This window comes from Photobacterium piscicola (genome assembly GCF_046058925.1).
GTDB lineage: Bacteria > Pseudomonadota > Gammaproteobacteria > Enterobacterales > Vibrionaceae > Photobacterium > Photobacterium piscicola.
The window spans coordinates 1,151,077-1,174,935 of sequence record NZ_CP175535.1; the positions used below are offsets into that span (position 1 = coordinate 1,151,077).

Annotated in this window: 21 protein-coding genes; 8 read left to right on the forward strand and 13 right to left on the reverse strand. The window is 38.5% G+C overall.

Annotation, left to right across the window (positions count from 1 at the left end):
- Nucleotides 1-192: 192 nt before the first annotated feature.
- Nucleotides 193-1,839: an ABC-ATPase domain-containing protein gene (locus ACJZU6_RS19835; protein WP_080156554.1), complete on the forward strand. Its 1,647-nt coding sequence runs from the start codon at nt 193-195 to the stop codon at nt 1,837-1,839.
- A 193-nt stretch (nt 1,840-2,032) separates the two neighbouring features.
- Nucleotides 2,033-3,331 carry a DEAD/DEAH box helicase gene (locus tag ACJZU6_RS19840; protein ID WP_080156067.1) on the forward strand — a complete coding sequence of 433 codons (1,299 nt, stop codon included), beginning with the start codon at nt 2,033-2,035 and terminating at the stop codon, nt 3,329-3,331.
- 123 nt (nt 3,332-3,454) lie between these two features.
- Here the strand turns inward: ACJZU6_RS19840 and ACJZU6_RS19845 are convergent, their stop codons facing one another.
- Both ACJZU6_RS19845 and ACJZU6_RS19850 read right to left on the reverse strand, forming a co-directional pair.
- Nucleotides 3,455-4,474: an HAD family hydrolase gene (locus tag ACJZU6_RS19845; protein ID WP_408901190.1), complete on the reverse strand. Its 1,020-nt coding sequence runs from the start codon at nt 4,472-4,474 to the stop codon at nt 3,455-3,457.
- 96 nt (nt 4,475-4,570) lie between these two features.
- Entirely contained in the window at nt 4,571-6,421 is a 1,851-nt protein-coding gene (locus ACJZU6_RS19850; RefSeq protein WP_408901191.1) for a beta-ketoacyl synthase, read from the reverse strand.
- A gap of 164 nt (nt 6,422-6,585) precedes the next feature.
- On the opposite strand from ACJZU6_RS19850, the gene ACJZU6_RS19855 reads away from it, so the two are divergent.
- Entirely contained in the window at nt 6,586-7,566 is a 981-nt protein-coding gene (locus tag ACJZU6_RS19855; protein WP_408901192.1) for a GlxA family transcriptional regulator, read from the forward strand.
- A gap of 79 nt (nt 7,567-7,645) precedes the next feature.
- Here the strand turns inward: ACJZU6_RS19855 and ACJZU6_RS19860 are convergent, their stop codons facing one another.
- Nucleotides 7,646-7,927 (reverse strand): hypothetical protein, encoded by a 282-nt coding sequence (locus ACJZU6_RS19860; RefSeq protein ID WP_080156071.1) that lies wholly within the window; start codon nt 7,925-7,927, stop codon nt 7,646-7,648.
- Between the two features lie 260 nt (nt 7,928-8,187).
- Entirely contained in the window at nt 8,188-8,802 is a 615-nt protein-coding gene (locus ACJZU6_RS19865; RefSeq protein WP_080156072.1) for a histidine phosphatase family protein, read from the reverse strand.
- Between the two features lie 442 nt (nt 8,803-9,244).
- On the opposite strand from ACJZU6_RS19865, the gene ACJZU6_RS19870 reads away from it, so the two are divergent.
- The gene (locus ACJZU6_RS19870; protein WP_408901193.1) at nt 9,245-11,131 is read left to right on the forward strand and encodes an FAD-dependent oxidoreductase; all 1,887 of its coding nucleotides are present in this window, start codon (nt 9,245-9,247) and stop codon (nt 11,129-11,131) included.
- Between the two features lie 96 nt (nt 11,132-11,227).
- Here the strand turns inward: ACJZU6_RS19870 and ACJZU6_RS19875 are convergent, their stop codons facing one another.
- The 5 genes from ACJZU6_RS19875 to ACJZU6_RS19895 form a co-directional block, all read right to left on the reverse strand.
- Complete coding sequence (locus ACJZU6_RS19875; protein ID WP_408901194.1) at nt 11,228-11,518, reverse strand: putative quinol monooxygenase; 291 nt, start codon at nt 11,516-11,518, stop codon at nt 11,228-11,230.
- Nucleotides 11,519-11,521: 3 nt separating this feature from the next.
- Nucleotides 11,522-12,175, reverse strand: a complete 654-nt coding sequence (gene nfsB / locus ACJZU6_RS19880; protein ID WP_080156075.1) for an oxygen-insensitive NAD(P)H nitroreductase — start codon at nt 12,173-12,175, stop codon at nt 11,522-11,524.
- A 130-nt stretch (nt 12,176-12,305) separates the two neighbouring features.
- Nucleotides 12,306-13,157, reverse strand: coding sequence for a patatin family protein (locus tag ACJZU6_RS19885; protein WP_080156076.1), 852 nt, complete (start codon nt 13,155-13,157; stop codon nt 12,306-12,308).
- A 215-nt stretch (nt 13,158-13,372) separates the two neighbouring features.
- Nucleotides 13,373-13,633 carry an ATP-binding protein gene (locus ACJZU6_RS19890; protein ID WP_408901195.1) on the reverse strand — a complete coding sequence of 87 codons (261 nt, stop codon included), beginning with the start codon at nt 13,631-13,633 and terminating at the stop codon, nt 13,373-13,375.
- Nucleotides 13,626-14,231 carry a molecular chaperone TorD family protein gene (locus ACJZU6_RS19895; protein ID WP_408901196.1) on the reverse strand — a complete coding sequence of 202 codons (606 nt, stop codon included), beginning with the start codon at nt 14,229-14,231 and terminating at the stop codon, nt 13,626-13,628. The genes ACJZU6_RS19890 and ACJZU6_RS19895 overlap by 8 nt, the downstream gene beginning before the upstream one ends.
- Before the next feature lie 147 nt (nt 14,232-14,378).
- Between ACJZU6_RS19895 and ACJZU6_RS19900 the strand changes: the two genes are divergently transcribed.
- From ACJZU6_RS19900 to ACJZU6_RS19910, 3 genes are read left to right on the forward strand one after another with little or no spacing between them, the layout of a single operon-like run.
- Nucleotides 14,379-16,823 (forward strand): DmsA/YnfE/YnfF family dimethyl sulfoxide reductase, encoded by a 2,445-nt coding sequence (locus ACJZU6_RS19900; RefSeq protein ID WP_408901197.1) that lies wholly within the window; start codon nt 14,379-14,381, stop codon nt 16,821-16,823.
- Complete coding sequence (locus ACJZU6_RS19905) at nt 16,823-17,452, forward strand: DMSO/selenate family reductase complex B subunit (protein ID WP_080156080.1); 630 nt, start codon at nt 16,823-16,825, stop codon at nt 17,450-17,452. Before ACJZU6_RS19900 ends, ACJZU6_RS19905 begins: the two co-directional genes overlap by 1 nt.
- A complete protein-coding gene (locus tag ACJZU6_RS19910; protein WP_408901198.1) occupies nt 17,452-18,306 on the forward strand; it encodes a dimethyl sulfoxide reductase anchor subunit family protein in 855 nt (284 codons plus the stop codon). The genes ACJZU6_RS19905 and ACJZU6_RS19910 overlap by 1 nt, the downstream gene beginning before the upstream one ends.
- 96 nt (nt 18,307-18,402) lie before the next feature.
- Here the strand turns inward: ACJZU6_RS19910 and ACJZU6_RS19915 are convergent, their stop codons facing one another.
- The 4 genes from ACJZU6_RS19915 to ACJZU6_RS19930 form a co-directional block, all read right to left on the reverse strand.
- A complete protein-coding gene (locus ACJZU6_RS19915; protein WP_408901199.1) occupies nt 18,403-18,792 on the reverse strand; it encodes a DUF2541 domain-containing protein in 390 nt (129 codons plus the stop codon).
- A gap of 297 nt (nt 18,793-19,089) precedes the next feature.
- Nucleotides 19,090-19,380 carry a hypothetical protein gene (locus tag ACJZU6_RS19920; RefSeq protein ID WP_144396145.1) on the reverse strand — a complete coding sequence of 97 codons (291 nt, stop codon included), beginning with the start codon at nt 19,378-19,380 and terminating at the stop codon, nt 19,090-19,092.
- 20 nt (nt 19,381-19,400) lie between these two features.
- Entirely contained in the window at nt 19,401-19,661 is a 261-nt protein-coding gene (locus ACJZU6_RS19925; RefSeq protein ID WP_080156084.1) for a hypothetical protein, read from the reverse strand.
- 279 nt (nt 19,662-19,940) lie between these two features.
- Nucleotides 19,941-20,969 carry an ion channel gene (locus tag ACJZU6_RS19930; protein ID WP_408901200.1) on the reverse strand — a complete coding sequence of 343 codons (1,029 nt, stop codon included), beginning with the start codon at nt 20,967-20,969 and terminating at the stop codon, nt 19,941-19,943.
- 233 nt (nt 20,970-21,202) lie between these two features.
- Between ACJZU6_RS19930 and ACJZU6_RS19935 the strand changes: the two genes are divergently transcribed.
- Complete coding sequence (locus ACJZU6_RS19935) at nt 21,203-23,800, forward strand: hypothetical protein (RefSeq protein WP_408901201.1); 2,598 nt, start codon at nt 21,203-21,205, stop codon at nt 23,798-23,800.
- The last annotated feature ends 59 nt before the right edge of the window (nt 23,801-23,859 follow it).

Sequence of the window (23,859 nt, forward strand, 5' to 3'; positions counted from 1 at the left end):
TATTATTTTGTTAGCGTAATATTACTTTACATTTTGTTATTTCTTCGTTTTGAAACAATCGACGCTTAAAACGTTTTTTTGTGACCTAGATAAAGTTTTCATGCTAAAAGTCAGTGTTTAGTGTAATATCCAGCGACTAGAGCCAACCACATTATGCGCTCTGTATTTAATAACGAACGATATCGGGGCGATATGCAATTACTCGAAGCCAAACTCCATAAAATTGACCGTCATAACTACCGTAGCTATTCAAGTATGCGCGGTGAATATCACTTTGTTGATTTCGACTTTTTTATCGATACCGTTCAGTCGGATCCTTTTGCGCCTGCTTCTCGCGTTCGTGCCCGTCGCGCTTGGTCATTAACTGACCTTGAATGGCTACGTGAAAAATCGACTGATTATCAACGTGCAGCTCGTGATTTTATTGCACGCTTCTTTGCTGAATTATCCCAGCAAGATAATGCTGTCTTAATTGACATGCCTGGACAAACCATTCTTGATCGCACTTCAGTTGTGTTTGATGAAGAAGGTATTGAATTACGTTTCCGCATTAATATGCCTGCTGATGGCCGTACTATTATTGCGAAAAAAACCCTTAATCTACTGACATTCTACTTACCAAAGATGATTCGTCGAGCCACTATCGCGCGTGAATTACCCATGGATGAGTTACAACGTCACTGTGAAGCGGTTGAAGATCAAGTTGCGCTACGAAGCCAGCTTAAACAACACAAATTATTAGCCTTTGTCGCTGATGGCAGCTTATTACCTCGCCTTGCTGGTAATAGTGATTTACCACTAACGGAAGCAGTGCCATTCCTAAGCCCTGATAACTTAGCGGTTGAACTAGAAGCGCCGCATAAAGGCAAAATACGCGGTATGGGTATTCCTGAAGGTATTACGCTTATCGTTGGTGGTGGCTTCCATGGTAAATCAACGTTGTTGAGTGCTATTGAACGCTCAGTATATGATCATATTCCTGGCGATGGCCGTGAGTACGTTGTTACCAATTACGCTGCGGCTAAAATTCGCGCTGAAGATGGTCGTTGTGTTCACAATGTTGACCTATCACCTTACATCAGCAACTTACCAATGGGTAAAGACACAACTGCTTTTAGTAGTCAAAATGCGTCAGGCTCAACGTCACAAGCATCATGGTTACAAGAATCAATTGAATCAGGCGCTGAAGCCTTATTGATTGATGAAGACACATCAGCGTCTAACTTCATGATCCGTGATGAACGTATGCAAGCACTGATCTGTAAAGAAGATGAGCCAATAACACCATTGGTTGACCGTATTGCACTATTACGCGATCAACACAACATCTCAGTTATGTTGGTAATGGGCGGTTCTGGTGACTATCTTGATGTTGCTGATACTGTCATTCAAATGCACAACTATGATGCTGTTGATGTGACAGAAAAAGCACGTGCTGTGGTAGCTTCTCACCCAACACGTCGTAAGCAAGAAGGAACAGAAGTTATTGTTCATCCTCGCACACGTCAAATAAACCGCAGTGCATTACAAGCAATGCTAGAAGAAGGTAAATTCCGTATTCAGGTTAAAGACAAGACGTCTCTTCGTTTTGGTCGTGAATACATTGATTTACAAGCATTAGAGCAAATTGCTCACTCTAGCCAGCTATTAGCTATTGGGTACCTATGGTTCCAACTAGCACAAACAAAAGGGTGGGAAAAAAATCCTACTCGTGCGTTTGCCAATATGTTGCACGATAACTGGGCTGATATGATGCCTAAGTATGGTGAAATGGCTAAACCTCGCGTCATTGAAGTTATGGCGGTATTAAACCGTATGCGCAAAGCTGAATTTAAGTAAGCTTTTTGTTCTATCAATGATGCTATCAACCCCGCGTAATGCGGGGTTTATATTAGCTCAGGATACGGTAGCGCAATAATCTACAATCTATTATAATACGCGGTCATTTTATTCGCGGATTACATTCATAAACTGACCATAATCATTAGTTTATGAATGTAATCGGCATAGGCCGACAGTTTAGGAACACAGCATGTCATTTTTATCTCAAGGTTTTTCTCCAGAGCTTGTTAAAGCATTAACCGATATTGGTTACGAGAAATTAACCCCAATTCAGCAAAAAGCGATTCCTCAAGCGCGACGTGGTGCTGACATTTTAGCATTAGCACAAACAGGAACAGGCAAAACAGCCGCTTTTGCATTACCTATTATTCAAAAGTTGTTGGACAAACCAGCAACAAAAAGCCGTTTTAACGTTCGTGCATTAATCCTTGCACCAACGCGCGAACTCGCAGAACAAATCTCAGTTAACATCAACGATTATGCTAAATACACCAACATTAATTGTACGGCTGTTTTTGGTGGCAAAAAAATGGCAACACAAGAAAAACGCCTAGAACAAGGTGTTGATATTCTAGTTGCAACACCGGGTCGTTTAATTGAACACATGGAGCAACATAACGTTTCATTAGCTAATCTAGAATGTTTAGTATTTGATGAAGCTGACCGTATGCTTGATATGGGCTTTATCGGTGCGATTCGCGTTATTCTAGAAGATATTCGTACTAAGCCACAAACTATGTTGTTCTCTGCGACATCTTCTGCACAAATGAACGCATTAGCAGCAGATATTCTTCGTAAACCGCAACGCATTACAGTTACACCAGAAAACAGTACTGCTTCTACAGTGGCTCACGTGGTATACCCTGTTGATGAAGATCGCAAACGTGAAATGCTATCTGAATTAATTGGTAAGAAAAACTGGCCTCAAGTACTTGTATTTGTAAACTACAAAGAAACAGCTAACCAACTGGTTAAAGAGCTAAAACTTGATGGTATTAAAGCGGTTCTTTGCCACGGTGACAAAGCACAAAGTGCTCGTCGTCGTGCATTAGAAGAGTTTAAAGAAGGTAAAGCACGCGTAATGGTAGCAACAGAAGTTGCTGCTCGTGGTTTAGATATTCAAAACTTGCCTTATGTTGTTAACTACGACATGCCATTTTTGGCAGAAGACTATGTTCACCGCATTGGCCGTACAGGTCGTGCAGGACAAAAAGGTAATGCAATCTCGTTTGTAAGCCGTGAAGAAGAACTAACCTTAGTTCAAATCGAACGTTTGATTAATCAACGTATTCACCGCGTACAATTAGAAGGCTACGAGCCTAAGAGTCGTGAAGCCTTAGTTGAGCGAATGAACACTAAAGCTGCTTACCGTGATCGTGCAGGTCGTCAAAACAACCCAACACAAGATCAATCAGCCGCTGAACGTCGTGCACGTTTACGCAAAGCTATTAGCAGTAAAGCAACTAAAATCACTCGTTTAAAGAAGTAATTTAAACAAGACTAAACACGATAAAGCCGAGCTAAGATTACTCTCTTACTCGGCTTTTTATTGTTTATTCACTCATGCATTTTAGCAAAAGCGTAAGCACTGCATCATCAAGCCATTATCTAACTATAATGGGCGACGTTCCGCTTTAGTTGGAAAAATTCGACACCAATCTTTTTTCATATCAACCACTTGCCATTTATGCTGTTGTGCAGCTTGCATTAGCTCCGGCGTAAATTTACCTTCAAAAGAATCAGCACCATATTGCCATTCACGCTGACTATCAGTGTGATGAATCAGCATACCTAAGCTTGCCCCTTTTTGAGAGGTTGTCCATGAGAGCATTGCTTTATCACCCGTCGAGTTACCCACCGCAAGAATAGGACGCTTACCAATGATCGTCGCAATATTGATCGCCTTTTGTGGGCCGTCATCAATGTATACCAACTTATCATTCTTAATTAATCCACCGTCTTTATAAGTATAACCAAATGCAGTACCAATCACATTTTCAGCAGGAATGTGATAAATAGCTTCACTCCACGGCTTTACAAATGCACCACCAGCACCGGTTACAATAAACACCTTAAACTGATGCGCATGGAGATAATCAATCAACTCTACCATCGGTTGATAAACAAGATCGGTATAAGGACGCTTAAATCGTGGTGATTGCGCTGTTGAAAGCCAATTTAAGACATCTTTATTATATTGTTCCGGTGTTAATCCTGCTTGTGATGTAGCAAGAATAGGCAGTAATGCCCCCCAACCTTTCGCGAAAATAGCTTTAGTATTGTTATCAAGTACCCACTTATACGGTGTTTCTGTTTTCCACTCAGGATGCTGCGCACTTTCATGCTTAATTTGGCTAAAGGCAAACAAAAACTGCGTATAAGTGGGTTTCTCAGGCCACAAGGTTCCATCATTATCTAATACCGCAATACGGGCACTGGGTTTTACAAAATCAGGATTTCCTACGGTTGTCACTTCATTGACAAACTGCGTGATCGCACTACGACTAGCACTGTTATTCCATAATGGCAGCACATCGCCATTATTTGAACATGTCGCGCTATAAGCAGACGTTGATACAGCAAGTAAACTGGCAACACCAATCCATATCGCTGCTATTTTTTTTCTAGTCACTAACCTATGATCCTTGTTGTTCTTTTTCATCGTAATAAAAAGCAGGTCATAAATAACCTGCTTTCTTATTTCTTATTTCTTATTTCTTATTTAATTCTAGTTGTAATCGGCGTAAGGATTAACATTGTTCAATACGATCGCGTGTTCAAACTCAGACAATTTTATCGCATCAGATGTAATAGTAACTGAATGTTCATCCATTACTGCTTCACCAAATTGATAACGAATGGTTTCTTGCCCTTGGCATGCACTAGCATCATTATGGGTTGTTACCGCTTTAACTGCCTGATTACGCACCTGATAAGCAGCCATTGCATCAGTACCATATTTCGCGGTTAACATTGCAAGTGTTTGTTGAGGAGATAACACAAGCCCTGAAGCATTATTACCACCAAAGCCTTTCGCATTAAGAATAACGGCTTTGTAATCTTGGCCACAATCACCCGCAAAGGTGTGCTCAGTAAGAATATTCAGATTTGAACGATGAACATCATCAGCAACATGATCAATGGTATTAATCGCAGGTAACCAACCGTATTGCCACACACCTAATGAAGCCACAAGCTGATCGCCTGCTGCTGCACTCATTGAATGACCTACATATGATTTAATGGCTGCAACAGGCCAGCTTTCAATACCAAATGTTTTAGCAACTTCATTAAGAATATGACTTTCAGTCACGCGGTTTTGAGGAGTACCCGTGCCGTGTGCTTGGACAAATGTTTGTTTTACGCCCTCTTCACCAAGAATAGCTTTTGCCAATGCTGCCGCTTTCGCAACGGTGACATAGTTACCCACTCCTGGTGCTGAAATTGACTTTTTATTGGCATCAGCATTTACAAATACATCAGCCACAGAGCCATAGATATTAGCGCCTAATTCAAGAGCCAATTCATCTTCCATCAACACCACAAATTGCGCTGATTCTGCCATGGTAAAGCCCGCATTTGACGAAAATGGACGACAAGCACGACGATTATCAACACTATCAGTACCATCAAGTGCTTTTAATTGTTCATCTTCTGCCAGTGCACCCATCACACGGAAGCCTTCCATTATTTCGGGAACAACGGGGGCTTCTGCATTACCAACAATAACAACTTTCGCTTTGCCATGTTGAATATCATGCATACCTTGACGTAAATTATATAAGAACGTCGCACACGCCCCCATATTTGTGCCCGTTGCGCCAATGCTATTAATCACATAACCATTAATAAAGTCAGCAGGCATTTGCGCTAATGATAATGCCATCATCTTAGAACTTACACGACCGCCAGTAAGATGCGCCGCAATCATACCACCCAATGAGTTATCATCAATTTGTGCTAAACCACTGCCAGCATAGACTGACACTTCATCAGGCTTGATATGGCGAAGCACATCATCCCATTCAAACCCTAACGAGTTAAGTGCATCAGAAGCACCATAGACAGTCAGCGCCAAACCTCGTGGATGGAAGCGAGAGTTATATAATTTGCTAGGATCAAAACCAGCTGGAATATTACCGCCACTAGAAACAGGAAAAGTAACACGCCCTTCAACTAATGCATCAAAATTACCATTCACAGTAATAACGGCTTTTGTACCTTGAATATCAACCTGCCAATTACTTGGAATATGATTAGGTAATTTCGATTTACGTAAAGTAAAGGTGATTTGATTATCGGCTGAATTGAGATTCGCTTTATATTGATAGAGCAAATTATCAGGATCAAAAGAATCAATACGGCGTACACAAGTACCCGCTTTAATTGCAGTAATAATATCTTCAGTAATAGCGCCATCATCACTCAATCCCATTCGACGAGCAAGATCTTGCCATGTTGACTGCATTGCATCTTCAGATAGCACATCAGCAATCATAAGTTTGTAGTTATGAAAACCAGAACTGCGACCAGCGGCATTAATGCCACCCAAACCAACAATTAGCGGTAATTTTGCCATTTTAATATCCTGAGATCGATTTAATACACCGTTTGAAACAGAATATCAGCATTGACCTGTGATTCATTCTGCATTTATGCCAAAATCACTGACATTTCAGCCAGAAGTGTGAAAACATTACAATGATGTGTGTTTTATGCACAATTATAGTCAGAGGTGGAATAATGAAAGTGGGTTTTATACTTTTTCATAGGGCATTAATTACGGGAATTTCACTTAGTGCTGAGATATTAACCAGTGCAGCTAGCCTTCGAGATCGTAAGACACAACAACAATCTCCTTTTGAAATTAAACTCATTGCTTCTACTCTTGAATCTCCAACCCTCACCGCAGGTATTCGTATTCAACCGAATATTACCTTTGAAGATCCATCTGATTTTGACATTATCATTGTGCCGCCAATGTGGGGGAACCCTATTTCATCACTATCAAAACACCCACAAATCCCTGCTTGGCTTATTAAGCAATACCATAATGGCGCACAGATCATTGCGACAGGTACTGGTGTAACTTGGTTGGCTGAAACGGGGTTATTAAATAATCAAACAGCAACGACTCATTGGTATTTTTATGATAAATTCTCACAGCGTTATCCACAAATAAAACTTAACCGTCAAGCCTCTATTACTTCAGCTAACGGGCTTTACTGCACTGAAAGTATTAACTCACAAACCGAGATGGTGTTGTATTTGATCTCTAAATATTATGGGCAAAAAATTGCCAACACTATCGAAACCCATTACGGCCACGAAATCAGTAAATCAGGTCATCAACCTTTTTATGAAATTGGCGGTCAAGTGCAATTTGATGAATCTATTGCTCAAGCGCAAGATTGGATGCAGCGCTATATGTCACAACCATTAACCTCGAAACAAATTGCACAGCATTGTGAATTACCCCTTCGTAGCTTTAATCGTAAATTTAAAGATCAAGTTGGCCAAGCCCCCCATCAATATCTACGAAAAATAAGAATGGAAACAGCCAAAGAGTTATTGCGTGATTTTGGAATGTCATTGTCTGATGTATCTGAGCAGGTAGGCTATAAAGATCCGTATCATTTTTCTACACGGTTTCAAAAAGAGTTTAATATTACGCCATCGCAATACCGTAATATGGTTAAAGCAAAAGCCTATAACGTTCAATAACTGTCGCTGAGTACAAACAAAAACGCCTAGCAATAATAGCTAGGCGTTCTGGATATAATCAGTGCTTATATGACGTCGACTAAAACTTTCGGCTAGTCACATCTTCGCATTCACCATCAATCACATTTGCTGTCGTTTGACGTTGCTGACGGAAAACACTGTTCATGGTTTCATCTTGGCCAGCAAAGCCTTCTGTAAAATTATTTTCTTCGTATTGCATGCCTTCAGCTGCAAGTTTACGTTTAATAAATGGCTTCGCAATCATTGCTGCAATACCAAGAAACAATGCCATAATGGCAGCAAAAGAAACTGCAAATAAACCGACTACAACAGCAAAAAAACCAGTAAGTAAATTTCTCATGGACACGCCTCTCTAAAATTATATCAATCAGGCCATTAGGTTATCCTAATGTTTATCTCATACCTGATAAGTCTGCTTATTCAAACATTTATTCAATACTTTTATTATCTATTTCAATAATAGCTTTCTATAAATGAACCAACAATGAACATAAGCATAAATTCGTTATCTAAACTGTGTTTTATTATACTTTATGCAGAAATGAAAGATAATTGTTATTAATAGATAAAACGTTACTATTAGTTTGCTGTTATGGCTACTTAGACGGCAAAGGCAGCGACACTGTGGATATCACACTGAATACGACTGATTTTATCGTTAGCTAATAAGAAATAAGCATCTTGTGGTAAATCTTGAGAGAAAACTTCATTGTAAGTCATGCCGACATAAACACCACGAAATACAGCGCCTGTTAACCCATGAGAAACAACAATGACATTTTCTGGCACTGAAACATCAGCCAGAAAATCTTCAATACGATCTTTAACGGCATAATAAGACTCAGCATTTGGTGCCATTAAATACCAATCACGTTGTTCACAAAGACGTGGCTGTGTTGCTTTAATATCAGGAATATATGCTTGTTCCCAATCACCTAAACAAAATTCTTGTAAGCGTGCATCTTGTACAATCTCACTTACATCAATACCTATTTGTTCAGCAACGATTGCAGCAGTTTGCATCGCACGGCCTAATGGGCTGGAATATATTGTCCATTGACGCTTATTTGCTAATTTATTTTGTAGAGATAAACCAATCGCAGCAGCTTGATGTTGCCCCAAGTCTGTTAAGTTAGAATTACAATGTCCTTGTAAGCGCTGTTGTGCATTAAAAACTGTTTGACCATGACGTAATAAAAATATGCTTTTTGACATTGTGCCCCCTTGCGTGAGCTTTAGGTTATACCATCAAAGCATTCCCAACAATAACAAACCTAAAAACAAACAGTAATAATTCAGATTTCTTATGATTAGCCCTTAAGTTTATTACAAATAAAATTCCCATAAAAACATCACATAGCAAACGATTACCTATTTTAATTCTTTGATTTTAAATATAAAAAATAAAAATATAACCGACAACAGCTCTCTTTATACCTCCAAAGCATCATGCTATGATGCCGTCCCTATTTAGCCAACGAACATATAACAGACAATTTAATACGTCTAACCTCTGCTTTGTTATAAGCAATTCGCATCTTTGGCTTATACGGATATAGCCTTTAAGTAATTCATAAAATAATTAAAAATCACTGAGAAACACTAACGATATCAATACAACTTTGTTCTCAGTCGATAACAAGAATAGAGACTATTAATGGTAAATATCATTATTGACGGTAACACATTCAAGGTAAGTCAACGTCTAACCTTGCTCAAAACTGCTGAAGAATGTGGCATTACAATCCCATCGCTATGTAATATTGACGGTTTTCATCACAACTGTGACCTATGCGATGTTGAAATAGAACACCACGGCACAGTTAAAGCATGTCGTATTCATCCGACTGAAGGCATGGTCGTTACAACAACATCGACCGCATTAATTCAACGTCGTAAACACGCACTGGAACAGATTTTATCCGCACCCAATATCAGTTGCAGTGTTCCTCCTTGCCAAGTTGCTTGCCCTGCAGATGTTGATATTCAATCTTATCTCTATTTTATTGCAACCAATCAACCTCAAAAAGCCATTGAAGTCATCAAAAAAACACTACCAATGCCATTGTCTATTGGTCGTGTGTGCCCTGCTTTTTGTGAAGCGAAATGTCAGCGTAAATTGGTAGATGGTTCGATTGCGATTCGACAAATAAAACGCTACGCCGCAGATATTGATTTAGCATCATTACATGCTTATACCCCAATAAAAAAATCCACTAAAGCGCAGCATATTGCCATCGTTGGTGCAGGTCCTGGTGGACTAAGTTGTGGTTACTTCTTAAGCAACGAAGGTTACAACGTCACTATTTTTGAATCAATGCCTCAAGCTGGCGGTTGGTTACGTTACGGCATTCCAGAATACCGCTTACCTAAAGCTATTTTAGATCAAGAAATTGACATCATGTGCCGTAATGGTATGACGATTGAAACCAATAAAAAGCTGGGGACGGATTTTACGCTATCATCATTACAACACAACTATGATGCCGTCTGTTTAGCAGTTGGTGCTTCACTCGCCAGTGAAATGCATTATCAAGGAACCGATCTTAATGGGCATTATCTTGGGGTCGACTTTTTAAAAGATCAAATGCTTGATAAGCACTACACCATTGGTAAAAAAGTGGCTGTTATCGGCGGCGGCAATACAGCAATTGACTGTGCACGAACCGCCTTACGTTTAGGAGCAGACACAACCCTTATTTATCGTCGCACCCGTGATGAAATGCCGGCTGAAGTTTATGAAATTGAAGAAGCAGAACACGAAGGGGTTAAATTCCTATTTTTGACCAATCCAGTGGAAAATATTGCTGATGACAATGGTCATATTTGCCAAGTGAAATTAGAAACAATGGCGTTAGGTGAACCGGATGCTTCTGGACGTTGTTCTCCTAAAGCGACAGGTGAATATATCTATGCTGAATTTGATACAGTGATAGCGGCTGTGTCACAAAAAACTAATACTGACTTTTTAGCTAACGAAACCACAGAGCTACCAATGAGTCGTTGGAATACGCTCAATACCGATGAGCACACCATGTATTCTGGCGTTGATAACATCTTTGGTATTGGTGATTTTCGTCGCGGCCCAGCCACTGCAATCGAAGCCATCGCAGATGGCCGTAAAGCAGCTCAAGCAATCGATGTGCAATTTGGTGGCAACATGGAAAAACTCTACACTGAGTCATTCCGTGAGCGCAATGTGGCTCGTGGGCATTTAATTCGCCCTGATCATGTCGATAAACTTAAAAATATTATGCGCTCATTACTTGCAGATAATAATTCAACAGATATTGAAGCTCAGCTTGAACATGCCTTAACACACGTTATGCGTAATCAAATGTCAGAGCTGCACGTAAACGCACGTCATTTAAGTTTTAATGAAGTTGAGAAAGGCTATAGCCACCAAGCGGCAATAAATGAAGCAAAACGTTGTTTAAGTTGTGGTTGTCATGATGGTAATGACTGTAAATTGCGTCATTACGCGACCGATTATCATGTTGATAAGCAATTGATCATCAGTGGATTACGTCCAATAATAGCTTAATAATATTTAGTCATAACAAAATTTTAGTGATAAAAAAGCCACTGCCAGTGTTTGTTGTAACAGCAAACACAGATAGTGGCTTTTATTTAAGCTAAATTAGCCAACCAAATTCATTGGACGTAATTTCACATATTCAAATAATTTATATTCTTCCGCTGTAGTTAGAAAATTCATAAAGTGTGTGCTTTCTAAATGCTCATCAAGATGTGCTTGAGAAAACCACACTTCTTGCATTACAAATAAACCCTCTACGTTTTGATCAGCGAACAACTGGTAGCTCTCACAACCTTTTTCTAAATGCGTCGGTGCAATTAGCGACTCTAATAGTGCTTGTGCTTTTTCAATACAGTTTGGGTTTGCTTTAATTTCAGCTAATAAATAAATCATGGGTTAACACTCCGTAAAAATTTGTTCATCATGCCAGCGTGACTTAGGCACATTGGCATTAAAATCATCCGCACTATGGTAGCCAACAGGCACTACCACTAAACTAGTAAAACCTTGCGCGCTAAGATTAAACTCTTTATCTAATACATCACAATCAAAACCTTCAATCGGCACCGCATCAATCCCCATGGCTGCAACACCTAATAATAGTGAACCAATATTCAAGTACACTTGTTTTTGCATCCATTGATCAGCATCACCTAAGGTTTTTCGATGTAAATCAACAAAGAAATTACGTCCATCAACCATGCGCTGTTTTGATTGTTCATTAGAGAAACGGCCATCTTGCTGTTCAGACGCTAATAAGTCATTTAGATAATCATCATCAATAGCTGTTTTTGAGCAAAAAACGAGCACATGTGAAGCATCCAACATTTTAGGCTTATTGAAAACATAAGGGCCTTCAGCCGATTTTGCTATACGCTGCTTGGCATCATCGGTTGCTGCGACAATAACATGCCAAGGCTGTGAATTTACACTAGAAGCACTTAATCGAATCAACGCTTTAATTTGTTGTAATTGATCATCATTCAACTTACGAGAAGGATCAAAAACTTTGGTTGAATAACGCTTTTCCGCAGCATCAACAATGCTCATATTATTTTCCTAGTACAGTATATTCTTTGAGTTCATACCATACTCTCTCATGGTAAAAAGGAAAACCTATCTAACTACCCGATTTTCCAAACTCATATTGAATATCAAATAACACTCTGTCACACATCAATTAACTTAATGCTTGCTCATCATTGATCATCTTAAACCCAGCTTGGCGACCCAACTCATATCCAGCGTTTAATTTATTTACATCACGTGTTAAACGTTTAATCAGAAAATCTTTATTTGGTACAATCGCAGTAATACGGCAATCAGCAGGTGGATTACGGATAAAATACAAAGCTTTATTATACCGAGATTCTTTTGTAAGAAATTCTTGCCCAAATACAGGTGTTGTTTTGAATATTTTACGTGTTAACCACGGAACTTGATGACTATGAACAAAATTAGCCTGTGCATGAGATAAAATAACCGTAATATCACGCGCACCACGACGATAAGCTTCAATAACAGGAATAGGATCAGCAATACCACCGTCACTCATGGCAATACCATCCACTTTGGGGAAGTTACGGTAAACAATGGGTAATGCACATGTTGCTGTCATCAAGCTTTGTAAGTTATCTCGTTTCACTTCAATATAGTCAGCATCGCCAGTAACAATATTTGTTGTTGTCGCAAATAAAGGAATACCTTGGCTTTCATATTTATCAATTTCTAATGGCAGATTGTTAATACTTTCAGACCATAACCAATCAATATCGATAAGATTGCCGCCTTTAGCAAAACGAAAATAATTAATAAATGACTTACTACGCGCATACTCAGTGATGACTTGATAATTACGCTTATGGTTTTTACATAAGTAACCCATTAGCACCATTGATCCAGCAGACACACCAATCGTAAAATCAAATGGGTTATAATTTTTTTCAAGAAATGCGTCTAAAACACCCGTAGCAAAAATACCACGCATGGCACCACCTTCAACAACTAAAGCACGCTTAGGTGTATCAGTCATAAACATTTATCCTTATAAGTCATGAACCAATTAACATTTAATTGCATATGGAATTAGAATATCAATATAAGGCGAATATTACTGCACCGAATAGCAGAAAATGCCTCTTTTTATTGCATCCTTAATTTTCATGGGTATATAGCAACTAACAATAGTATGTTTAGTCAATATATACGCTATTTCAACTTATAAAAATAAAGTAAGGCCAATGCTTATTACTCATTTATTGTGATTGCATTGATAAAACAGGCATCAATACATCGTTTACAATGACGACACTTTGCAACATCAATCGTTGGCTTTTTATCCGCCAGCCATAAGATCGCCTGCTCTGGGCAAACATCAACACAACTTTCACAATAACCATAAAGATTATCGCAAGTATTGCTGATTAATAGCCGTGGTGCTGATTCTATTGGCTGACGTGCGAAGTGCGTAAATAACTGACGCCGACTATATTGCTTTGATTCACGCATTAAAATAGATCTTACCTGGCACTATTTCGGCATTAAACGTTTTTGCAAGAGCCGCAATAAAAGCTTGACCTAACTCTGCCAACTCTCGGTAAGCCCCAGTAGGAGCAACCTGTTGAAGTAGCGCTAAATAATGTGGAGCCCAAGGCAATAAATGTTTGGATAACAACTCAGTAACTGCATCCAAATTGTTATCTTCAATTAAACTTGCGCTCACCATTAGCATAAGTCCAAATTGATCTTCTGGTTCATTATGGCTCGTTTCAAATTTGATGCCGTATTGTTGTAAAAATTGTCGAAAATGGATCGTTGAATCACCAAAGACCACTGCTTCTTTATCTAAATAAACTGATCCCCACGGCGGTGCTTTCATCTCCCCTATTCCGGTAAATAACTCATCATGCCAGACAGATAATGTATGGGGATCCGTTGCCGAAATTGCCGCTATCGTGGTATCAAACTGAGTAAAACCAGTATGATCCAAGCTTAATACCGCACTAAGACCCACCGTTTCATACTGGCTGGGATGGTAATAAAACAACCCACCAATAACTCGACTCAATGTTTTTATATTTTCCATATCGCTACAAATGAACATCATTTCTCATAATCTATTAATTTACATCATTAAGTTAATAATGCTTTGAAACTATCTTACATATATTGACGCAAAACAATAAATGATAATTTCATGAAGGCATACTTTCTCCCCTCATAAAATAAAAAAGCAATGTCTTAAGGGGATAATGTGACAGATTCAAAAAAGCCACTTAGCGTCAGTCGTCGTAGCGTGCTAAAAAGTGGTTCTTTATTAGCAGCCGCAGCTGGAGGAATGTCCCTACCATTCACCAGCGTTAAAGCGATTGCTAAAGAAACCCCAGCAAAGCCCGATGAGAAAATCGTTTGGTCATCATGTACGGTGAACTGTGGTTCTCGCTGTCCTTTACGTATGCATGTCGTTGATGGTGAGATAAAATATGTTGAAACGGATAATACAGGTGATGATGTTTTCAACCATTCTCACCAAGTCCGTGCCTGTCTACGTGGCCGTTCAATGCGTCGTCGTGTCTACAACCCTGATCGCCTTAAATACCCATTAAAACGTATCGGCAAACGTGGTGAAGGTAAATTTCAACGTATTAGTTGGGATGAAGCATTCGATATTATTGGCAATAGCTTAAAACATACCATTAAAAAATATGGTAATGATGCAGTTTATCTTAACTACGGTACAGGCACACTTGGTGGCACTGTGACGAAAAGTTGGGATCCATCTAGCACGCTAATTGCACGAATGATGAACCTTTGTGGTGGTTACCTAAACCATTATGGTGACTACTCAGCTGCCAACATTGAGCGTATGAGTGACTTTTTCTACGGTTCATTTATTGATAACAACAGTGTTGATGATGTACAAAATGCTGATTTGTGCATTATGTTTGGTAATAACCCAGCAGAAACACGTATGTCTGGTGGCGGCCAAGTTCATAGTTTTGTTGATGGCCAGCAAATCAGCCATACCCGCACAATTTGCATTGATCCTCGTTACACCGACACCGCTGGTGGCCGTGAAGATCAGTGGGTTCCAATTAAACATGGAACAGATGCCGCATTATGTGCCGCTATTGCCCATGTATTAATTACTGAAAATAAAGTTGATCAAGCTTTCCTTGATAAATATTGTGTTGGCTATGATGCCAAAACATTACCAGCATCAGCGCCTAAAAACGGCAGTTACAAAGACTATATTGTCGGTAATGGCGATGATAAAACACCAAAAACGCCCCAATGGGCTGCGCCTATTACTGGTATTCCTGCTGACATTATCATTAAATTAGCCCGTGAAATTGGTAACTCAAACCGTACTTACATCACTCAAGGTTGGGGATTACAACGTTCAGCTAATGGTGAGCAAGCTTGTAAAGCTATCATGATGCTGTCGCTTCTACGTGGCCAAGTGGGTCTTCAAGGTGGTGGTACAGGAGCACGAGAAGGTAGCCATAGTTACCCATTTGTACGCTTCCCTAAAGTCGCCAACCCAGTGAAAGCCTCTATTCCAATGTTCCTTTGGACTGATGCCATTTTCCGCGCCCATGAAATGACAGATAAAACAGACGGGATCTTAGGTGCAGAAAAACTCAATAATCCAATTAAATTCATTTGGAACTATGCTGGTAACTGTTTGATAAACCAGCATTCAGATATCAACCGTACCCATGATATTCTACAAGATGAAAAAGCATGTGAAATGATCGTTGTTATCGATAACCACATGACATCATCCGCTAAATATGCAGATATTGTTCTGCCTGACTGTACTACATCAGAACAATCTGACTTCTGTATGGACGGTGCTGCTGCATCTATGCCTTATTTCATATTCGCTAGCCAAGCCATCAAACCCCGTTTTGAATGTAAGCCAATCTACGACATTATGTCTGGTGTGGCTAAGCGTATGGGTGTTGAAAAAGCCTTTACTGAAGGACGTACTCAAGAGCAATGGTTACAGTGGATGTATGCTGAAACTGTTAAGCAAAATAATGACGCAAATTTACCTGATTACGACACAATGCGTAAGCAAGGGATCTATAAGAAACAATTTGATCGTCCGTATGTGCCATATGAAGATTTCCGTGCTGATCCCATTGCCAATCCACTTGCAACACCATCAGGGAAAATTGAAATCTATTCCGAACAGCTAGCAGTTATAGCAAAAGAATGGACCCTAAGTGACGATGAGAAAATTACACCGATCGCTGAATATCACTCAACATTTAATGGTTGGGATTCAAAAGATCGTGAGCAATTCCCACTGCAGTTAACGGGTTTCCACTACAAAGCTCGTGCCCATTCAACTTATGCTAACGTTGATATTTTAAAAGCCGCAGCACCACAAGAGTTATGGATGAACCCTATTGATGCGACACCTCGTGGCATTAAAAATGGCGATCTCGTCAGTGTACGCAGTAAACAAGGTGAAATGAATGTTCGCGTAAAAGTGACGCCTCGTATCATGCCCCATGTCACTGCACTTGGCGAAGGCGCTTGGTATTCACCTAACAGCAAAGGTGTCGATCAGGCCGGTTCAATTAATGTATTAACCACTAGCCGTCCAAGCCCGCTGGCGAAATCTAATCCATCTCACACTAACCTTGTTGAAGTGAAACTTGTGAAAAGCATGGGAGTTGCGTAATGACACCGAAAAAACAATACGGCTTTTACATCGATTCAAGTAAATGTACTGGTTGCAAAACTTGTCAATTATCATGCAAAGACAATAAAGATCTAGGTATTGATCGTAACTTTCGTCGAATCTATGAGTATGTAGGGGGTAACTGGAGTGAAAACAATGGTGTATTCCGCCAAGACGTTTTCTCTTATTACCTGTCAATTTCATGTAATCATTGTGATGATCCCGCTTGTACAAAAGTGTGCCCATCAGGTGCAATGCATAAGCGTGAAGAAGATGGCTTAGTGGTCGTCAATGAAGATGTTTGTATTGGCTGTAAATATTGCCATATGGCATGTCCTTATGGCGCACCACAATATAGCGAAGAAAAAGGTCATATGACCAAATGTGACGGCTGTTTTGAACGCGTCGCTGAAGGATTAATGCCTATCTGTGTCGATAGTTGTCCATTACGCGCAATTGAATTTGGCGAGATCGGTGAATTACGTAAAAAATACGGCACTAATGCTAATTGTGCACCATTACCTGATTCAAATATTACCCATCCAAACTTAATCATTAAGCTAAATCCAAATGGTAAGCCCGTTAATGATACCAGTGGATTTCTGCAAAACCCTCGGGAGGTAAAATAATGTTATATCCTGAATTACCTTTAGTCGTGTTTACTGTGCTAGCACAAACTGCTATTGGTGGCTATATCACTATGGCAGGCCGTTTATCCCAAATGGACTCAACAGCAAAACAGCGTCAACCGCTGGTGCTTAGTATGTTTATTTTATGGGCATTTATGGCGATAGGTTTCGCTGCATCAACCATGCACCTTGGTAGTCCTTTACGTGCATTTAATGCCTTAAACCGTGTCGGTCACTCTGGTTTATCAAACGAGATCCTAACCGGTAGCTTATTCTTTGCTTTAGGTGGTATTTATTGGCTTGCTGAACTGTTTAAAATTGCGAGTGAGCATGTGTTAAAAATTGCCCGTATTGTTGTCAGTATTGCTGGTATTATTTTTATGGCAGCGATGATCAAAGTCTATTTGATCAATACCGTTCCAGTATGGGATAGCAGTTTCACTTACGTCGAGTTTATTGGCACCGTATTAATGTCAGGTGTATTACTCGGTTACGTACTATTAAACCTAACAGGTGCAACAACCCCAACGTTAAACGCTAAATTAGCTACATTTGGTGTCGTTATTATTTCACTTCATCTAGTGATAACAGCTTGGCAATTAGTGAGTATCGCTGAAATAACAACATCAATTCAGACGGGTGCTGAACATTTAGCCATTTATTCAGGATCAATTATTACCCGTTTGCTATTGCTCGTTATTGCGGGTGGCTTATGGTTATTCTCTGCATTTAAATCATCTCAGACAACATCAGTTACTGCCTTAAGTAGCCTTGCTTTTGTGATTATGTTTGCAGCAGAAATCATCGGACGCGGAGTGTTTTACGGCTTACACTTCACCGTCGGGCTATTATAATTTAATCGATTATATCAGGCTTAAAACACCCAAATAAAAACAACGCCATATTGTCTCATCCTTTATGATAAAGATAAGACATATGGCGTTTTTTAGTTAATCTTTTTGACGGCCGTAAACTTTAACGCCTGCACGAGTACCATCAGAATTCCCGTACACTTCTAGCTTCTTCACACAACGTTTGTATGAAAATTTACGCCAGCTCGTTTCTTGATTTTTCTTCAGATCCCGATGGAAAGAGACATTACGCGTTTCACCATTTCTAAATGTTACTTTAATACGTTCAAGGTGTAAGTTACGTTCTGCTTTTACTTTAATTGCGGCGGTATTACGGCACACGACTAATGGTATTTTTGCACCATGATCACCGATTTCAAGCAAAATCGTGCGACCAAGCGTTATTTGGTCATAAGCATGTGCTACTGACATGCTGCCAAAGAAACTTACAGCAACAAATAGATAAGAAACCGCTTTTTTTATATTCATGATCTAATAAATAAATGAACGAGAAATGGCTGCTATCGTAGCGTAAATTCTAAAAAAAACGAGTAAACAATTAGCGAACAAATAAACCAGAGATCACACATTAACCTCGTCAATATTTATTAATGCGTCAATATTAACTATAAAAAATAACCAGTATGGATTTTTATCATTAATCAATCACATGAAAAACATTAATTTCACTTATTTAACAAAATTAACGCATTTTCATTCAAAAAAAACGATGAGTTATCAGATAACTCATCGCTATTATTAGCCTATTTTTAAGCAGCTGTTTTATTATTTATAATATGATTTAACAGCTCGAAAACTTGCCACAAAGGTGAGCCCTGCGGTAATAAGAGGAAAAACAAACATCAACGGTTTTAGTGTTGCCATTATAGCCATAGCAGGCTCTGTTGTTGGTTGATAAAGTGGAACATAGTAGATAATGCTATAACTTAGGCATAATGTTATGACTAAAAAAACGGTGGCGACAATCACACCAAATACCCATGATTCATCAGTCAACTGAGCAAAGATTCTTCCATAACGTTCAGCGCCTGATTTACTTAGACCAACCAATTTCACTATCCTTCATCATTATTCAGCTAATTACGGTATAAGGTAACAATATGTTGAGATCCAAACTCAACCATATCACCATTAACTAAGGTTACTAAGCCAATCTCAGCACTATCGTCAATGACTTCCCCTTTAATAACGTCAAACTGACACTCAATAATTTTCACTTTGATTTCATGTCGATTTGAACGTAGTTTTGCTGTTTCCCCTATTTCAATAGGCTTGTAAATATCAACAGGTGCTTTACCAAAAAAAGATCTTGGCCCTTTCACATCATCCCACTGCATCGTCATTTCCTTATGATGAATACCGACAAACTTAGCTTTGTTTCTATTTTATATAACAGCAATAATTTATATAATTCTATTTATTATCACTTTCATTCAGTATTTAATTAATAATCTAAAACTAATATTTATATATGCTCTAAACACCACATCCTGTTAATCATTAATAAACATTACAATACAAACCTAGTGGCATATTAATATCTGTTAATTGATTGATAGTATATTAAACAAAATCTGTTCTGTGATTAATCCCACAAAATCACCACGCATTAAGTGCTACCAAACTAGATCAACAATACGTTCATCTGCAATGTAATAAACAACATCGCCAGCTTTAAGTATCGTCGTTAAGCTAGGATTAATTTCACAGACTTTACCTTGTTGCTGCACTGCAATTATGATAGCTTTATGATGTTTTTTAAATATGTAATATATTGATTCTAAAGTAATATCGTTAATATCAACCGGAACTTCAATTGAGTATTGAGTTTGACCTTTATGTGCACTTACCAACTCTGAATGAATAAAACTTGAGCCTTTATCTATAACAGATTTAGCCACTAATTCTGTGGATAACGAAGATATACATTCTGAGTTAGGACAGTATTTATGTAACAAATCACGCTTAATCGCATCATCAAAGTGCGCCACCAAATGTGCATCACTATTTTGTTCTGCAATAAATAAACTCACGGTTAATGTCGCGTCATCTAAATCAGTATCAACAATTACTGCACTTGCGGTTGAAAGGCTAGCACGCTCCATTTCAATAGCATCTGTAAATGAATTAACCCGCACAAAATATATATCTGTATCAAATGGTGATTCATCATATTCACAAGAGACAACCACTACTTCACGTCGCCCTTGCTCCTCCCTTTTTAACATTTCAAGTAAATGAGGAGTTCGACGGCTATTAATGCCTATAACAATAATATGATTTTCTAAATTCAAATTTTGTTTACCTCTTCGATTTGCTCGCCAAAAATCAGTAAAAAAAACAGCTATTTTACCAATCGATAATGCGAATAATCCCACACCACAGGGAATAATAAATAAGGCTGCAAATAACTGTCCTTGTGCTGTTATTGGACTTAGATCACCATAGCCAACGGTACTACTTGTCGTCACCATATAGTAAATAAATCGCGCAACTTCATCTGTTAAATGCACTTCATGGGTAAACACTAATCCGAGCCAGCTAAGTACCACATACCCACTGACAAGTAACATTAATGTGTATCTATTAATGGCCATAAGATGCTTATCAATGATCTGTTTTATGACCTTTAATAGTGTATGCATACCCTTTCCCTTTGATTTACATAATATTCATAGTGTAGCGAATACTAACGTCGCTGTATGTTGCTATAGATACTATTTGTTACATAAAAACATATGCAACAAGTACAAAAAACATAGCGACAGTAAATGTATAATATTATACGATAGTTTCCATATAATTTTATTATATAAAGTTTTTAAAAATTACATTTCACTAACAGTAATTAAAAACCATTTAATATCAAGGTGTTAATATGAATATAAAACTATTGTCAGCTGCAATTTTATTGGCTACTTCTGGATCGTTGTTTGCAACTGAAACTTATGATCCAAGTAAAAGCTATTCCGCTAAAGAGCAAGTACAATTTAACGACAGCATTTTTGAAGCTCAGTGGTGGGTTAATCCTAGTGAATCTCCAGCAAATATTACTCAAAATGCATGGGAATCCCCGTGGATATTTATTTCAAAATCAGAATCAGACACTATCCCTGAAGAAGTATTACCCCCACCTCCTGAATCTGAAATAACACCTGAAATTGATACAACAAATCAGGTTAAATACGTTCAAATTATGAATGAAATGGCATCAAAGATGGTTGAGCGTGTCAAAGAACTAAAATCATTTGCCAATAATCCAGAATTCTATTTCTTTAAAGATGGTAAAAAATACATTAAACTAAACGGTATTAATTACGAAATAGATCAAGAACATGGCACTCCTATTGTTCCGCTAAGAAATTGGGCTGATGACAGTGCTACCCGTAATTTATTTAGTTTCTTCGATCAAAGCTGGGAGTTTTCAATGTATGAAGGCGGCGTTGTTGTCGCTAATAAAGATTGGGGTAACTACGACTGGAATAATGGCTGTGTACTTGAATATTTACCAAATGGCCATTTAGACAGTGATTATGTATTAAATGAAACACTTACCTGTTTTGTTGGCTCAGAAACCCATGAAAAATTAGATGCAACTCACCTTGCACCGTATAAATTTGGCGTTAATGCAGAATACGCTAACATGGTATCAATTGAGCAACTTGGTGATAAACTTATTGTTGCTCAATCACCTACAGCCGAAAATAGTCAAGACGACGTACCAATGGTAGGTATTTATGACACTAAAGCAAACACAACAACTAAAATCTTTGGTATTAATAAAGAGCAGCCATACAAAGGTTTAGACGATTTACGTAGCTACAACTCACAACTGTTTGTTTCTGCTATCAAAGCACATAACCGTATTGACGTTTTTAGTGGCGAGAATAGTCAATACCAGTACTCTTATGCCATCAAACATAATGGCCAGGCTAAAATTGCTATTAATGAACAATACATTTTGGTTGCGGACGCAGACAAGATCACTGTTTATCAACATATTCCAGCGATGTTAGGTGAAATAAAGTCACTACAACCATTAGCTTACTTGGCTTATGCACACGGTCAAGCTTCATCACTGGAGTTTATTGGATCTAAATTACTGGTCGGTGGTACTCAAGGCTCTGCTATTTATGATTTATCTACACTCTCTCAAGGTATGACAATACAACCTATGCACAATAACCTTGGTGCTATTGAAGCAATGGATGCTAACGATAAATACATATTTATTAAAGAAAATAATGGTCAATATGTAGAATCAACAACCCGTTTTGCAATGTATGACATACAACAATTTATAGCTAATGATTATCAATTAAAAGACGCAGAGAAAGCGGTTTATTTAATTGACCATTTCTGGGTAAGTGGCCATGATTTGTTGGTTCGCAATAATGAGATTGTTGCTTTAACAAATACGATTGTTGAAACTGTTACCTTTGATAAATTAGACACACTTGAATTTACACCAAATGCGTATGTACCGACAGCACAATTAGACTTTGACGCTCTGCCACAGACAGCCAATGTACGTAAAGTATTGCAACAAGGTTTAAGTGAAGGCCACTGGTCACTTTCGGCTAATATCGGTTCAATGGTAAATGTGCGTTTAGTTGATCGTAATACCGTTGAAATTACAAACTTTACTGAAGTTGATCTGCAAAACCTGGATCTTGATATTCGCGCTCATAGTCAACACAATTGGGTACGCTTGGCTAATTTAAATAAATTGCCAGCATATACACGTATTACGTTACCTATTACCGATCTTAACGTCGATAATAGCTTTAATACTGTCGATGGTGGTGGTGTTTATAATTATACCAAGATGTTAAGTACACTTGACGGTAAGGGAAATACTTACGGCCATTATGGAACTCAACACCTTATTGATTCACGTTTTAATACTGCGACAAAACACCCGCTGTTAGATAAATTAAACAACATTACGGCCACTTGGGACATTACTTTTACAAATAGTCTCATTACAAACCCTACAGCTGAAAAAGCGTGGGATGCTAACAGTGCCAAACGTCATATTGAACTAATCACCAACGTTGCTTACATTTTATCTAGCGATAAATTTAGAACAAAGCTAATAAATTATAAGCAAACTTATGGGCACGATATGTTCTTATATGGCACAACATTTAAGACCGAAGCACAGTATGCGGATTTACTAGATAAGACCTTAAATTCAAATGGTTTTGTTAATTATCGTAAGCAAACTGGGTTCCAAGATATTTATAGTTTTGGTAAAAGTGCTGGTACTGTATTTGGTTTATCTGATACTGAATTAGATAAAGTCGAACATGGTGAAATGTATGATTTTGCTTTGTACCTAGGGGAGCAAATTGGTCGCAGTTGGTATGATGGCTGCCCTCCTGTTCCATGTAACTGGACTGAAATTCACTTTGCTAAACTGTTTGTTGATGTATATAGCGAGCTAGTTAAAGCCGGTGAATTGCCTTATTAATATTCTCTTTAGTCAGTAGAATAGACATTGCATAAGGGTGTGGCACGTAGTCATACCCT